This window comes from Gemmatimonadaceae bacterium (genome assembly GCA_019637445.1).
In the GTDB taxonomy this organism is placed as follows: domain Bacteria; phylum Gemmatimonadota; class Gemmatimonadetes; order Gemmatimonadales; family Gemmatimonadaceae; genus Pseudogemmatithrix.
In genome coordinates, this window is record JAHBVS010000002.1 from 375221 (window position 1) to 390369 (window position 15149).

Annotated in this window: 13 protein-coding genes; 8 read left to right on the forward strand and 5 right to left on the reverse strand. The window is 64.9% G+C overall.

Annotated features, from left to right (window positions below):
• Positions 1–67: 67 nt before the first annotated feature.
• From KF709_11815 to KF709_11825, 3 genes are all read right to left on the reverse strand, one after another.
• Positions 68–1237 (reverse strand): cysteine desulfurase, encoded by a 1170-nt coding sequence (locus tag KF709_11815; GenBank protein ID MBX3175093.1) that lies wholly within the window; start codon positions 1235–1237, stop codon positions 68–70.
• Positions 1238–1303: 66 nt separating this feature from the next.
• Positions 1304–1747, reverse strand: a complete 444-nt coding sequence (locus KF709_11820) for a hypothetical protein (protein ID MBX3175094.1) — start codon at positions 1745–1747, stop codon at positions 1304–1306.
• Positions 1748–1791: 44 nt separating this feature from the next.
• Positions 1792–2256: a YraN family protein gene (locus KF709_11825; protein MBX3175095.1), complete on the reverse strand. Its 465-nt coding sequence runs from the start codon at positions 2254–2256 to the stop codon at positions 1792–1794.
• A gap of 52 nt (positions 2257–2308) precedes the next feature.
• Between KF709_11825 and KF709_11830 the strand changes: the two genes are divergently transcribed.
• Both KF709_11830 and KF709_11835 read left to right on the forward strand, forming a co-directional pair.
• Positions 2309–3238 (forward strand): alpha/beta hydrolase, encoded by a 930-nt coding sequence (locus KF709_11830; GenBank protein ID MBX3175096.1) that lies wholly within the window; start codon positions 2309–2311, stop codon positions 3236–3238.
• Positions 3239–3247: 9 nt separating this feature from the next.
• Positions 3248–3829, forward strand: coding sequence for a CDP-alcohol phosphatidyltransferase family protein (locus tag KF709_11835; GenBank protein MBX3175097.1), 582 nt, complete (start codon positions 3248–3250; stop codon positions 3827–3829).
• A gap of 3 nt (positions 3830–3832) precedes the next feature.
• Here KF709_11835 and KF709_11840 read toward each other — a convergent pair whose 3' ends face one another.
• Positions 3833–5683: a DUF2779 domain-containing protein gene (locus KF709_11840; protein ID MBX3175098.1), complete on the reverse strand. Its 1851-nt coding sequence runs from the start codon at positions 5681–5683 to the stop codon at positions 3833–3835.
• Between the two features lie 186 nt (positions 5684–5869).
• Here KF709_11840 and KF709_11845 point away from each other — a divergent pair, with 186 nt between their 5' ends.
• From KF709_11845 to KF709_11860, 4 genes are all read left to right on the forward strand, one after another.
• Complete coding sequence (locus tag KF709_11845; protein ID MBX3175099.1) at positions 5870–7279, forward strand: SIR2 family protein; 1410 nt, start codon at positions 5870–5872, stop codon at positions 7277–7279.
• Between the two features lie 165 nt (positions 7280–7444).
• The gene (locus KF709_11850) at positions 7445–8143 is read left to right on the forward strand and encodes a hypothetical protein (GenBank protein ID MBX3175100.1); all 699 of its coding nucleotides are present in this window, start codon (positions 7445–7447) and stop codon (positions 8141–8143) included.
• A gap of 169 nt (positions 8144–8312) precedes the next feature.
• Positions 8313–9158: a hypothetical protein gene (locus tag KF709_11855; protein MBX3175101.1), complete on the forward strand. Its 846-nt coding sequence runs from the start codon at positions 8313–8315 to the stop codon at positions 9156–9158.
• A gap of 75 nt (positions 9159–9233) precedes the next feature.
• Positions 9234–10115: a restriction endonuclease gene (locus KF709_11860; protein ID MBX3175102.1), complete on the forward strand. Its 882-nt coding sequence runs from the start codon at positions 9234–9236 to the stop codon at positions 10113–10115.
• Positions 10116–10417: 302 nt separating this feature from the next.
• On the opposite strand, the gene KF709_11865 is transcribed toward KF709_11860, so the two are convergent.
• Positions 10418–12712, reverse strand: a complete 2295-nt coding sequence (locus tag KF709_11865; protein MBX3175103.1) for a carbohydrate binding family 9 domain-containing protein — start codon at positions 12710–12712, stop codon at positions 10418–10420.
• 100 nt (positions 12713–12812) lie between these two features.
• Here KF709_11865 and KF709_11870 point away from each other — a divergent pair, with 100 nt between their 5' ends.
• Positions 12813–13172 carry a DUF1304 domain-containing protein gene (locus KF709_11870; protein ID MBX3175104.1) on the forward strand — a complete coding sequence of 120 codons (360 nt, stop codon included), beginning with the start codon at positions 12813–12815 and terminating at the stop codon, positions 13170–13172.
• A 97-nt stretch (positions 13173–13269) separates the two neighbouring features.
• Positions 13270–15108 (forward strand): DUF885 domain-containing protein, encoded by a 1839-nt coding sequence (locus KF709_11875; GenBank protein MBX3175105.1) that lies wholly within the window; start codon positions 13270–13272, stop codon positions 15106–15108.
• The last annotated feature ends 41 nt before the right edge of the window (positions 15109–15149 follow it).

The following is a 15149-nucleotide window of genomic DNA, read 5'->3' on the forward strand; positions in this document are numbered from 1 at the left end:
CGAAGGTACGACACCAGCAGCAGCCAGAGGGTTGGCCGGGCGGTACGGGCCGCCCGGCCGGGGCGAACTACGCCACGCCGCTCAGTCCGCGCGCCTTGGCGATTAGGGCCGGGAACAGCTCGGCCACCCGCGCCACGTCCTCGTCCTTGTTCAGGCTGCCGAAGCTGAGGCGGATCGCCGCAGATGCGATGTCGGCGCGCACACCCATCGCGCTCAACACGTGCGACGGCGTGACGCTCCCACTCTGGCAGGCCGAGCCGCTCGAGGCGGCGACACCCTGGAGGTCGAGCGCCATCAACAGCGACTCGGCGTCCGTGCCGGGCACGGAGATGTGCAGCACGTGCGGGGCGCGCGGCGCGCCGCGGCCGTGCACGACGGCATCGGGGATCTTGGCCAGCAGTTCGCGCTCGAGCTCATCGCGCATCGACTCACAGCTCTGCCAATGCGCCTCGCGCTCGTCGCGGGCGAGCTCCATCGCACGGGCGAGGCCGACGGCGGCGGCCACGTTCTCCGTGCCGGGGCGACGTCCGCGATCCTGCGACCCGCCAAAGAACAGCGGCTCGATGGCCGCGCCACGCCTGATGAAGAAGGCGCCGATACCCTTGGGCGCGCCGAGCTTGTGGCCGCTGACCGAGGCGAAGTCGAACGGGATCTCACGCGCGTCGACAATCACCTTGCCGTAGGCCTGCACCGCGTCCGTATGGAAGACGGCGCCCGAACCCTTGGTGAGCGCAGCCAGCTCAGCGATCGGCTGGATGACACCCGTCTCGTTGTTCACCCACATCACGGAGACCAGCGCCGTGTCGCCGCCGGTGATCTTGCGGGCGGCGTCCTCAAGATCCACCACGCCGTTGGCGCGCATCTCGATGAAGCGTTCCTCGGCGCCTTCCTTGGCCGCCTGGTGCACGGCCTGCAGCACCGCCTTGTGCTCGACGGGCGAGGACACGACGGCCTTGCGGCCCTTGGCCTTGAGCAGGCGCCAGCCGCCGAGCACGGCGAGGTTGTCGGCCTCGGTTCCGCCGGAGGTGAAGCAGACTTCGTCCGGGGCGGCGCCGAGGCAGGCGGCCACGCGCTCGCGGGCTTCGTCGAGCGCGGTGCGGGCCTCGCGGCCCCAGCGGTGGCTGGAGGAGGGGTTGCCGAAGCGCGGGCCGAAGAACGGCGTCATCGCTTCGAAGACTTCCTGGCGGACCGGCGTCGTCGCGGCGTGGTCGAGGTAGATCGGGGACTTTGGAGGCATCACTTCAATATACGTAAAGCCGTTTTGGCTCACGACATTTTCCCGGCTCGCGCGATCGATTGGCGGCTACCTCCGCTCCCAGCGCTCCTCGTAGGATATCCATTTGGGCCAATTGAGCCGCCAGGTCTCCCCCACCTTGTAGAAGCGGCCGTGCGTGACGCTGCCATCCCAGTGGGTGATGTGGATGGTGTCCCCGGAGATGGTGTAGCTGCCCTCCCAGGTGCCGGGTGAAGGGGAGGCGGTGCCCATGGCGACAGCGATCACCATGTGCGAACTGGTGAGAGTGCCGTCAGGCCGCAGGAACAGGGAGTCGGCCGTGAGCACGCCGTAGATTGACGGGGTGCCTGGGAAGGCGAAGGGCAGTGCCCGGCCGGCGATCCGGAAGGCCACGAAGGTGGCACCGGTCGCGGGAACCGGCCGGTTGCGACTGTCTGCGCCGGGCGAGAGAAAATCGTGCAGCGCTCCATCGCCCGCGGAGCAGGCAAGGGAGGTGAGGAGCGCAGCCAGCACCACGGGGCTCGATCGCGGCACGCTCAATCATTGGAAGAACCGGGCTACTCCGCCAGAGTCTCCGGGAACTCGACGCGGTGGAGGCGGTCGCGGGAGGCGTCAAACAGGAACACCCGCTCGACGCCGAACACCGCCGCATACTCGCGCAGTTGCCGTCGAGTGGCAGGCAGCCGTGGGTCCGCCGCCTCGCCCGTCTTCACCTCGACAATCACGCGCTCGTCACCCATCTGGACTAGCAAGTCGGCGCGGACGTCGTACTCGGCCACGCGGCCGTCGATGTGCATTAAGGATCGCTTGCTGAGCTGGCGCTGCAGCACCCGGTAGCCCTGGGCCTCCAACCAACGCTCGGCGCGCCGTTCGCCGCTGGCGGCCCGGTCCATCCGCTCGGCGAGGATCTGCGCCTTCCACCATCGCCGGACCGCGAGGGCCAGCCAGGCGGCGAAGGCCAGCGCGGCGAGCGCGACGATGAGGAGGACGTAGGGCGGAATGGGCCTGAGCTCGGCTTGCATCCGGGGACGATGCAAGCGCGCCGCGCCCAACGCGAGTAGCATTGAGGCAGCTATGAAACAACTTCGACTGCTGTTCATCGTGCTGGGGGTCATCGTCGCCACGCTCTGGGGCGTGCTTGCCTGGCGGACTCCCGAGACCCGCGACATCACGACCGTCACGCGCTCCGACGCGCAGGGCGAGTACATCCAGTTGAGTGATGGCGTGACGCACTACGACCTCGGCGGGCCGGACACGGCGCGCACCGTGGTGCTGGTGCACGGCTTCTCCGTGCCGATGTACATCTGGGACTCGACGGCGGTCGCGTTGCGCGACGCGGGGTATCGCGTGCTGCGCTACGATCTGTTCGGGCGCGGACTGTCGGACCGTCCGGATGCTTCGTATGACGGGACCTTCCACGCAAACCAGTTGAAGGAGTTGCTGGACTCGCTGGGCATCCGCGAGCCGGTGGATGTGGTGGGGCTCTCGTTTGGCGGGCCGGTGAGCGCGTACTTCACGACGCAGCATCGTGCGCGGGTGCGGACGTTGACGTTGATGGATCCCGCCACAGAGCGCGCCTCGCCGCCGGGTTGGCTCGCGTGGCCGGTGGTCGGGCATTGGGTGTGGCAGGTGACGCGCGCTCCGAATGCCGCGCAGGGTCAGCCGTCGGACTTCCTGCATCCCGAGCGATTCCCGGAGTGGGTGTCGCGCTATGAGCCGCAGATGCAGTACAAGGGCTTCGGGCGCGCGCTGCGGCGCTCGGTGCTCAACACGGGCGCCAGCAATATTGATTCGCTGTACGATGCAGTGGGCCGCACGGGCGTGCCGGCGATGCTCATTTGGGGCAAGCAGGACAACACCACGCCGATTGCCGCGGCGGATCAGTTGATTCCGCGAATCCCGGGCATCGTGTTCCTGCCGGTGGACTCGGCGGGTCATCTGCCGGCGATGGAGCAGGGCGGGGTTGTGCATCCGGCGATGCTGGCGTTTTTCGCGGCGCACTAGGCGCCGGTCGTGAAACGCACCATAGGGATTGTGGTGCAGCCTGGCGCATTCCATTTGCCGAACGCGCTGTCGCTCACGCGGCTGCTCGGCGTGCCGGTGCTGTTCGTGTTGGTAGATGTGCAACCCGTGGGATGGTTCATCGCGCTCTACGCGTTCTTGGGCCTCACGGATTGGCTCGATGGTGTGCTGGCGCGGGCGTGGAACATGACCAGCGAGTTTGGGTCACGGCTCGATGCCATCGCGGACCTGGCCTACTACCTGAGCACCGCGTACTTCGCCTGGCGGCTGTTTCCCGACTATGTGCGGCCTAACCTGCCGTACATCATCGCGGTGGTTGCGTTGTATCCCACGCTGCTGCTGGTCGGGAAGCTGCGCGCGGGGCGCGTGGTGCTGCCACACACGCATCTGAGCCGAGTCGCTGGCGCAGTGGTGGTGGTCGTGGTGTTTCTGTCGTTCTTCATTGACGCCACGTGGTGGCTGCGGGGGACGATCTTGCTGTACGGCGTGGCGTTCGTGGAGCAGATCCTGATGGTGTGGATCTTTGGCGATGTGCCGCCGGATACGCGGACGATTCTCTCGCTCCGACGCTGACGCCTATCGCCCGGCGCCCGTGACCCGCCCCCAGTGCTCCCACACAAGCACCATCGCCAGCGTATCGAGCTTGCAGTACTCCAGCAGCAGCCGTGACCACTGCTCCTTGGCCACCGGATCATCCCGCTCCACGCCGTAGACCATCGCGAAGTACGCATTGATGGCCCCCGTGCCCTCGGCCACCCGCTGCGCGGCGCCGTTGATCTCGATCGGCGGCAGCGCCGCATAGGGCCCAAGCTCCGGGTCGCCCTCGACCCCCGTGAGCTCCAGGAACCGCGAGCGCACATCCGGCACGTGCTTCCAGAGCGCGTCGAGCACCGCCTTGATGGAGTTGCTGCCTTCCATGGCCGGGTGGAAGTACTTCTTGCGGCAGAGCTTGAGCATGTCGAGCTGGCGGCCGCCGTCGGGCGCGGCGTCGAGTGCGGCAAGCCGCAGCCAGCCGGCGAGTTCGGGGTCACCGCTGCCGAGTGCGGAGAGTTCCTCGGCGACGGTACGGAGCACCGAGCGCTCGAAGGCGGACCAGACGAGCAGCGTGCCGTCATCACCCACGGCCTCGCGCAGCGTGCGGGCGAAGCTCTCGTTGGGCCAGCGCGGGTCGGTGTTGAGGTACTCGCGATGCACGAGCGGCGCGCCGGGCGCGCGCTGCGTGTGGCAGCTCCACTGGAAGGCCAGCTGGCCGTAGGGCGTCATCCCCTTGTGGTGTGGGACGGCGATACGGGCGGCCTCGAAGTCAATGAAGTGCAGGGGGTAGCGCGCGCCGGCGATGTCGTGGCGCAGGGAGTCGTCCACGAACTCCTTGCCCGAGCGCGAGTGCTCCACCTGGATGACCTGCCGCTCGGCGTAGGCGCCGGAGCGCTGGGCGAGCACGTCGTCGGGGATGTCGGTGACGCGGTCCACGCCGCGCTCGATCATCGTGACGAGCAGGTCGCGGCCCTGGTAGAGGCCGAGGATGTGCGGGCTGGCGTCGGCTCGTGCGCCCCAGCATTCGCGGAAGCCGTTCTTGGGTTCGTCGTCGTCGACGCGGAACTCGCAGGCGCGGCACTTGGCGCCGATCTCGGGCGGGATCTTGCGGAGCTCAGGCGTGATCGAGGCGACGAACGCCTCGGCGGCCTCGCGGACCTCCGGCTCCAGCTCGGCGACCTCGGCGGAGACATCGAAGGAGACTGTCAGGTTCGACTCGGCGACGAGCGCAGGATCGCCGATGAACTCCGCGGTGTGCAGGCGGCCGTCGTCGCGGCGGAGGATGCGGAACCAGGAGGGCATCTCGTCGTGGGCGGCGAGGGCCTGCTTGTTCATCAGGATCAGGTGCGCGCGGACGGGGACGTCCGGGTAGAGGTCGCGCAGGATGCTGACCTGGTAGGTGACGTCCTCGAGGTACTCGCGCCAGTCGTTGGCGATGTCGAAGGGCTTGCGGAGGGAGCGGAAGGCGGAGCCGGTCTTCTCGATGCGCTTGAGGGCGTCCTCGGTGTCGATGGAGGAGGACTTGACCTCGTAGAGGTCGAAGCCGGTGGGGCCGCGGCGGAGGACGTCGACGCGGGCCATCCGGGCGCCGTGGAGCAGGGTGGCCTCGAAGAGGGTGATCTCTGCCCTAGGCTCGCTGGCCTGGTCCAGGAGCTGCTGGGTTTCCTCGGCGGAGCCTAGGGCGCCCTTGGTGTAGTCGAGGGTGATGCCGCCCGGGAAGAGCTGCTTGGCGAGCAGCTCGACCATGTAGCCGCCTTCAGCGAGGAGCTGGAGGTAGTCGTTGGTTTCGCGGGTGTCCGGGTACTTCAGCTCGCGGTAGTAGAGCTTGGTGGGGCAACTGCGGGCGAGTTTGAAGTCGGATTTGGAGAGGGTGTGGGGGGGCGGTGGGGTCATGCGATCCTCGGGCTGCCCTAGGCTGGTTGCGTCCTACGAGTTGAGACAGCAGGTTCGCAAGATAAGCCGGGGGTCACGGCGTATTCTGCTCGGAGCACAATACGCTTCTTCGCGGCCAATGCTACTGCAGTACACTCCTCGTTAGGGTGATGAGCCGCCGTCTGCGCTGACACACAATCATCGGACATGGATCCCGTCGACCGCCCGAGATCGCCGGACTTCGCGGGAGTGGAGTTCGAACGCTACGCGCTTGCGCTTCTCACTGAGGCGGCGCGTGCGCAAAGACGCGCCCTTCTGCTCGGAAGCGAACTCCCGCGAGCAATCGCCTTCGCGGACGCCTTCGCGCCCCAAGGACTGTTCGACCTCCCGGGCCCCTGCTTCGTCGAGGTCAGACTCCGGTACAGCGACCGCCTGCTCGAGATGGTAGATCGTGCACGTACGATGATTCAGGATGACCCGTCATTCATCATCGTCCTCCGCGACACCAAGGGGCCACCCGAGCGAATAGCTCAGAATATCGTGGAGAAACTTCCCGGAGTCCGTGTTCGCGTCCTCGGGCGCCACGACCTGGAACGCCTTGCGTCGCAACATCCGGGCGCCGCTTTGCCTTTCGCCCGGGTCAATCTACAGCGGGCGTTCGAGTCTTTCGCGGCACGATCCTCTGATGAAAGCCAGAACGATCAGTACCTAACCGCGCTGCGCACTGCGTTCACGGAGGACCGATTATCGCTCTTCGTCGGCGCCGGAGTCTCCCGTTCTGCTGGGTACCCCGACTGGCCAGACTTGGTGCGCCGCCTCGCAACCAAAGTGTTCAACAACCACTCCGCCACGCCCCTTTCGTCCGAAGAGCATGAGGAGGTTCAGCGCTTCTTCGAGCGTGAGGTCCCTGCGTCTCCGCTCATCGTTGCACGATTGCTCCGTAACAGCTTGGGCGGTGGCTTCGCGGATACGGTGCGCGGTGCTCTCTATGAGGGTAATGGAGAGGCGCGCGGTTCTCGATTGATCTCTGCTTTGGGAGCGCTACGTATGCCGCAGCGAGGGCGTCTCGGCGTACAAGCTGTTGTGAACTACAACTTCGATGATCTCTTGGAGTCCGAACTCCAAGCGCGTTCAATCGCCTATCGCGTTGTACTAGGAGAGGGCGACAAACCGCTCAGGACTGAGCTGCCCGTCTACCACGTGCACGGCTTCCTCCCTCGGAAGGGCCAGCTATCTCCCCTCCAGAAGAGCGCCCTCGTACTGAGTGAAGACGCGTATCACGCGCAGTTTGCAGATCCATTCATCTGGACCAATCTCACCCAGTTGTCGCTCCTGCGGCAGTCCGTCTGTCTCTTCGTGGGCGTTAGCATGACCGATCCGAATCACAGGCGACTTCTGGAGATCACCGCAACAAAGGATGCCAGTGTGCGCCATTACACCATAATGCGCGATCACTGGGCGAGCAGCTCCGCCACGAAGCTGGGACCTAGAGCGCAGGAGCTCGCGCGCGTGTTCAAAGGACTGGAAGAAGCATCGCTTTCCAGCCTCGGAATCTCGGCCATTTGGGTGCGCTCCTACGATGAGATCCCGATGCTACTGGCGCGACTGCGATCGTGAGCACGCCGTAACGACGCTTGCAGCAGATGGCCGTGCGTGGTAGCGGCCGGGCGGCCACGCCATAGTTTGAGGGCGGTCGGGCTTGGCCGCCCGTCCGCTCTTGTTCGAACAGCCAATGCTGAAGCAATCGTTCGCCAGACGGACCAAGCTGACCCGCGAGGTGAGATGCCGAAGTTCCCCAAGGTTGACGCCGCAAAGCTTCCTGCGACCCGCAACGCCTACGTAGCCTGGATCGACGTAATGGGTGTGCAATCCATCATGTCTCGTAGCTTGCCGATCTCCGCGAACTTCATCCTGAAGTTCCACGCCATCGCGTTGCGGCACCGCGCGGCTGGAGTCGCACTGTTCCCGGTTATGGACGGTTTGTACTTCACGAGTGAAGACCAAGACAAGACCAAGGCGTTCATCCGCGAGATCATGACCGACCTTGCGGACCTTCTTATTTCGGAAACCGAGAACAAGCATCGTTTCCTCGTCCGCGCAGGCCTGGCCTACGGCCCTGTGATATCCGGGTCGGACATTACCAAGCAGGCGTGCGAGGAGATCCACAAGGAGCCGGACTACGCGCGTACGCTCCTGATGGGAATCCCGATGATCCAGGCTCACCTGGGCGAACGCTTGGCTGCGCCCTTTGGCTGCTTCGTCGATGATTCGGCGCGCGCTTTTGCCCCCTCAGGAAAGGCGCCATTTAACGAGATCTGGTGGAGCTGGTTTGAGCCACAGAAGCTCGCGCTGGCGAAGCAGCTGAGAAAGGCGGTTCTTGACTACCTGTCGTGGGCGGAAGGTCATGCTACTGCGATTGGATACGAGCGCAGCCGAATCGCAAGCCATCGCGATGCAGTTGAGCAGTACCTTCCGGCGTAGCGCTGGCTAACGACCCCTGTGGCAAGCGGCTGTGCGTCGGCGGCGGGGCCGCCGCCTGTGACCTACGGCAGGTTGTCTACGGCGGCGCCGCCGCCTCGTATTCGAATGGCCACAGCTGTAGCAAGTGTTATATGGACTGGCTCGCCGTAATCGTCTGTGGAGATCCCGCATGTTCAATCTGCTGGTGAGTGCACGAGGATGGGCGCCCACACGAGACGCGAGCTCGGCAGATCGCCTGTTTGAGTACACGGCTCCTCACGTGATAACGCGGTTCAAATCCGACAATCAGGTCGACTTTGCGGCGCTGTGCCAGTTGCCGACGTTGATGCTGGACGAGACGAACGGGAACCCGCACAAGCCGGCTCGACTGGTCACTTTGATTCGCGCTCGCTACTCAGGACGGGAAATTGAGCTCGAGTACGCGAATGATCCCGACGCTCCTCCATTGACGAATGGTATGCTGGAGACGCTGGCGCGCGACCTGGATATCACTCCATTCGAGTTCGAGCGTACTCATTGGGCGGTAAAGGACATCGACCTCTTTCGCGTCCTCAACCGCGCAGCCGCGCCAAGACGGCCGCGGGCTCGCGTCTTCCGATTGAATGAGCCGGAGCACATCGAGCCATCCCTGGTGTCTGCAATGATGCCATTCGACAGCCGATTCGATGCGGTTGCGGCTACGCTCAAAGAGGTATCGGAGAACGCGGGATTGAGGTGCCGACGTGCCGACGACATCTGGGACGATCCCGCCGTCATCCAGGACGTGGTTAGCCTAATCGATCAGTCGAGAGTTGTCATTGCTGATTGTACGGACCGCAATCCTAACGTGTTCTACGAGATTGGCATTGCGCATACTCTCGGTCGCGATGTCATCCTCATCACGCAGAACGACGGGGACATCCCGTTTGACCTACGTCACCTGAGGTATGTCAAATACCTCAATAATGGAGAGGGCTTGCAGGCCCTTGCGGCGAAACTGTTTCCTCGGCTTCGAGAGCTAGCGGGCGAGGACTGACACGCCCCGTGACGACGCCTATCGGCTACGGGAAGTATCTCGACGAAGGGTTCTCTCGATGCTATCGTTGCCTACATGCCCGAAAACAAGCTGCGCGAGCAGGATATGCGCCTCATCGATGAGCTTTTCGACATGGGGGGCGGCTACGTCCTGGACTTCACAGATCGCAGTTTCACGTACTTCTTCCGTGACGACCTAGGCATCGACATCGATCATGCGCGGTTTTGCACGGATGGCACGAGCAAGGCGAAGCGACTTCGTCGCTTGCTTCGCACCGCGGACTCAAAGACATGCGTGAAAGTGCTTGAGGCCTTGTGGGAGTACCGCAGCGCACATCTGGCCCGGCGCGGCCTCGAGGAGCCTCGGCCAGCGTTGACCCCAGAGTTCGCGAAGATTGTCGCGCGCCTTCAGGGGCGGTCCCCTGTCGCGTCGCAGCCTGCTCGAACAGCCTCAGTGTTCGCGTCACTCACTGCGGCGCAGTATTCCGCGTTTAGGTCCGACCTAGTGGCATTGAGCGCGCTCGACCCACAGCCGCGCGGCTTTGCCTTTGAGAAGTTCCTCAAGGAGCTCTTCGACGCGAGCGGACTCGGCGCCCGCGCTTCATTTCGCCTTGTCGGCGAACAGATTGATGGCAGCTTTGAGCTTACCAATGAGACTTATCTGCTGGAGGCAAAGTGGACCGGAGAGCGCACCGGCGCTGCTGACCTTCGTTCGTTTAATGCAAAGGTCGAAGAGAAGGCCGCTTGGAGCAGAGGCCTGTTCCTCAGCAACTCTGGCTTTACAGACGATGGACTCGAGGCGTTTGGGCGCGGCAAGCGCGTAATCTGTATGGATGGGTTCGATTTATACGAGGTGCTCGAACGCCAGATTCCTGTAGGAGAGGCGCTAGCACTAAAGGCGCGACGTGCTGCAGAGAGTGGTCACCCTTTCGCTCGCATCCGCGACCTTTTCCCATGACAGACGGATAGCACTCCCGATGCCACTTAACGACGCTTGGCGCTGACGTCCGCCCGCCCGCATCACTGTAACTCGGCCGCAGTGGTAGCAAACGTTGAGGCGGCACTTCTAACGGAATCGTAGGTGACGGCCGCGCTTGCCAGCAGGCCTCACACAGGCAAACTTGGGACATGTTCGCCTCCTCCTCGGAGCGCCCGTGCGATTCCTGAGTACTCGCTGTCCCGCCGCGAGCACCTCGCCGCCATCGCGGCCGTGAGCACTCTCCGTCTAGTCGAGGGTGATGCAGGCACTATGCGCCGCCGCTACCGCGTCCGAAACAGATAACTCAACTTCACAAAAAACCCATCACTCGTCCGCGTCAGATTCGTCGGCCGGAACTCATCACTGCCGACATTCGCCCCATACCCGGCAAACAACACCGTCCCCGGATTCGGCTGATACGAAAACAGCCAATCCGCCCGCAACCCACCGCGATCGATTGCCGTCGCCCGACGAAACCCAGTCGCGGTCCGGATGAGGATGGGATCCCCAGACCGCGAATCATCGCGCAGCTCATCGACGGTGAGCCCATCATACTGCCCCACGAATCGCAGAAACACGGCGCGCGAGACCTGATACTCCACCCGCAACCGCGGAATCGACCGCAGCCGCACCAGCGACCCATCGCTCTTCCGCATCACCCGCTGCTCAAGGAACCGCCCGTTCACGCGGATCTGCTCCGTCGGCTGCCACTGAAGGTCGATGGTCGTGTACAGGATCCACGCCGACGACCACTCATCGAAGTTGTCGTCCTGCCCGGCGGTCAGATCCACCGACGCCGAGAAGCGCTTCCATTGCGGCGTGCCAAGGCGCGTGTTCACCCCGAGGTTCGTGAGCCGGTCGGTGCCGACGAAGGGCACGGTGTCGGTCACCGCGCCGAGCGCGTCGCGGCGCTCGACGAAGTAGTTGGTGTAGAGGAACGCCGGGTACTTGAAGGTCTCCGTCCACGTATAGATGTGGCCGTTCCATCCGCCGCGCAGCACCGCGGAGGTGACGGTGTTCATCTTGATGTCGTTCGGCTCGGTGCCGCGCGTGAACCGGTCCCATTCCCAGGTGTTGTCGGAGATGGGCTGGAAGGAGATGGACTGGAAGACGCTGTTCTCGGGGAACCACGTGCGCCGGGGCTGAAAGACAAGGCGGAGGATGCCGGTGCGTGGGATGAATCCGCTGGCGGTCTCGAACTCCGGATGGAATCCCGTGAAGAACGCGGTGAAGCCGCGCTCGCGCCCGGTCTTCACGAGGCGCACATCGAATAGCGGACGGCCGTCGGCCTGGACGTCACCGCGGCGGGTGAAGCTGGTTCCGAGCTGGCCGCTCAACACATACCGGTCGCCGAGGAGGAGCCGGGTGTCGACGGCAGCGACCCGATTGTAGTCGCTGCCCTGCACGCGGTCCGTGTAGACCATCCCGAGTGTGGACCCGGGACCAACATCGCGTCGCAAGCGCAGGATATTGAACAGCGGGTCCTCGGCGGTGCCGCCCTCATCGACCGCTGAGAGGAATCCGATGTTGTTGCCGCCGACCTTGCCGCTGAGCTTGGCCGCGCCGACGGGGTCGATGATCCGACGAGTGAAGATGAGCCCGTTGGGGACCTGGAAGTTCTCGTTGGCCTCGAGGAAGAACGGGCGCCGCTCGGGGAAGGCGATGCCTGAGCGCGGATCGAAGATGGTCTGGCCGACGTCGGACTCGACCTGCGAGAAGTCGGGGTTCGCGGTCGCGGTGAGCGACACGTTCGGGGTCACGCCCCAGCGCACGAGGCCGCCGAAGTCCGGCTTCGGCTGCTGGTAGCGCCAGGTCGGGTCTGTGTCGCTGCGGGGACCGCCGGGCGAACTGGCAATGACGGTGGGGTTCACGTCCATCACGAGTCCACGCCGCAGGTCCGTGAGCCCCACGAGCCGGCCGCTCTGCTCCAGGAACGATGTCGCACCCCGCTCGGTGGCGGTCCACGTGTCCTCCACGCCCGAATGCATCACGCGGCGTATCACCTGGATGCCCCACTGATGCGTGGACTTGGACTCGTAGCGGAGGCTCTTGAACGGGATGCGCACTTCGACTTCGTATCCGAACTCCGTCAGGCGGCCCTTGGACTCAAAGAGGAAATCGGGCGTGCGGTCCGCGCCCGTCCCTTCGACAAAGGTGCCGTCGCTTTGGATGCCGAAGGCGTTCACGCCGAACAACAGGGCGCGGCGACGGTCGTCGAAGGTGTCGAGAAAGATCTCGACGTGGTCGTTGCTGAAGATCCGGTCGCGGTCGGCGAGCGTGGCCACGACGCCGCCGTGCGACTCGAAGGCGCGGATGCCGAAGTAGATGGCGTGGTCGTCGTAGGCGACGAGCACCACAGTGGAGTCGGCGGCCGGCAAGCGGTCGACCGGGCTGTACTGCGAGAATCCGGTGAGCGTCGCTGCGCCTTGCCAGGCGCTCTCGCTGAGCTGTCCATCGATGACGAACGCGGCCTGCGTCCGTGGGATGGTGACGTTGGTCTCGCGCGCGCGACCGTTATAGACAGGGCTAGGGGCGTTCGATGGCCCTTGGGCGGCGACCGCTCCCGAAAGGAGCATCAGCAGGCAGACTCCTCGCGGCAGCGATTGGCGCATCATTCAGGAAGCTAGCCATCTTGGGAGGCATCTCCAATCCACTTCTCCGCCGGGAGCCCAACCAATGCTCGCCCATCTCCGTGACGCCGTCGTGCTCCTCGTGGCCCTGCTGCACATCTATATACTCGTGCTCGAGATGTTTCTCTGGACCACGCCCCGCGGCCGACGCACGTTCGGACTCACGCCGGAGTTCGCCGAACAGTCCAAGGTCCTGGCCGCCAACCAAGGCCTCTACAACGGCTTCCTCGCCGCCGGCCTGCTGTGGGGACTGTCGCTGCGCGAACAGGGGCAGGGGATCGTGCTGTTCTTCCTGATATGTGTGCTAGTGGCCGGACTCTACGGCGCGGCAACGGCCAACAAGCGCATTCTGTTCGTGCAGGCAGTCCCGGCGGCGCTCGGGCTCGTGTTGCTCTGGCTCGCGTAGCTGGGGTAGAGCACGCCAAACCGCACTCGCTCGCGCCCTCAACCGCGCGCATACTACGGAAGCCACGTTGTCTTTGTCTCCCCGGAGCACCGATCCGATGCCTGAGCACACGCTGACCCGCCGCGACCTTCTCGCCACGCTCGCCGCGGCTAGCACGATCCCACTCCTCTCCAGTTGCGGCGGCTCCGCTGACAGCGCCGACGCCGAAGAGGCCGCGCGCACGCAGGCCCTGCTTGCCGACTTCGCCGAGTCGTTTCTGCGCTTCGCCCCCGAGCAGGCGACCTCACTTGGCCTCGACGTCGGTCCTCGCGCAGGCCTCCGGAACCAGTTGGCTGATCGTTCACCAACCGGTCAAGCCGCCATCGCGGCCCAGCTCCGCGCCGACCTGGCGAAGCTGAACGAGATCGACAGCACCAAGCTCCCCTACGCCCTCCGCACCACCGTCGAGGTCGTCAAGAGCGCCTACAACACGAGCCTCGAAGGCTTTGCCCTCCCATACGGCGACATCACCGTCGGCGGCTGGCGCAACACGCCATACGTGGTGATCCAGAACGTCGGCACGTACCTCGACATCCCTCGCTTCCTCGACGCCGAGCACCGCATCGAGAAGGCCGAGGACGCCGAGGCGTATCTCGCCCGCCTCGAATCGTTCGCCACCCAACTCGATGGCGAACGCGAACGCGTCGAGGCCGCCCGCGCGATGGGACTCGTCCCCCCGGCCTTCCTCATCGACAAGGCACTCGGCCAGATGCGCCAGTCGCGATGGAACGCGCAGTCGGGCGGCACGCTCGTGGAGTCCATCGAACGGCGCACGATGAATGCAAAGATCTCCGGCAACTGGGCCGAGCGCGCGCGCGCCATCGCGCAGCAGAAGATCACTCCCGCACTGCAGAGGCAGATCGAAGAGCTCGAGGCCGGCCGCCGCATCGCGACCAACGACGCTGGGATATCGCATCGCCCGCAGGGTGATGCGTTCTATAGATGGGCCCTCAAGGCCTCGACCACCACGACGATGACGCCCGACGAGGTGCACGCCCACGGCCTCAGCGAGGTCGAGCGCCTGCACGGGCAGATGGACGCCATCCTCAAGGAGGTCGGCTACACGCAGGGTTCCGTCGGCGAGCGGATGAATGCGCTGGCCAAGGACCCCAAGTACAAGTTCGCCGAGGGCGACGCGGGCCGGCGCGAGATCCTCGCCTTCATTGATGAGCGCCTGGCCTGGATCAAGGCGCAAATGCCGCGCGCCTTCAACACGCTGGTGGATCCGCATATGGAGGTGAAGCGCCTGCCGCCCGAGGAGGAGCCGGGCGCGCCGGCGGCCTACGGCGGCGCGGGGGCCATCGACGGTTCGATTCCCGGCCGCTTCTGGATCAACCTCCGCACCACCGACCTGCACAGCAAGTACAGCCTCGCCGACCTCAGCTTCCACGAGGCGATTCCCGGCCACATCTGGCAGGGGGAGTACACGCACGCGATGCCCACGCTGCGGCAGACGCTGGCGTTCAACGCGTACTCCGAGGGCTGGGCGCTGTACGCCGAGCAGCTTGCTGACGAGCTTGGTGCCTACGACAGCGACAAGGTCGGGCGGCTCGGGTACCTGCAGTCACTCGCTTTCCGCGCCTGCCGCTTGGTGGTGGATACGGGGCTGCACGCCAAGCAGTGGACTCGCGAGCAAGGTGTCAGATACTTCGTCGAGGTGAATGGGTCGAACCCGCTGGAGGTTGCGAGCGAGGTGGATCGGTATTGCTCGTGGCCGGGGCAGGCGTGTGGGTACAAGGTTGGGCACAGTGAGATCGTGCGGCAGCGGGAGCGGGCGCAGGAGGCGCTTGGCTCGCGGTTTGATCTCAAGAAGTTCAACGATGCGTTGGTGCTGGGCGGCAATGTGCCGCTCGATGTGCTCGCCAAGAACGTGGACGAGTACGTACGGCGGGGCTGAACGCGGGCGGGCGCGCGAGCGCCTTAGCCACGCCCGCTGAG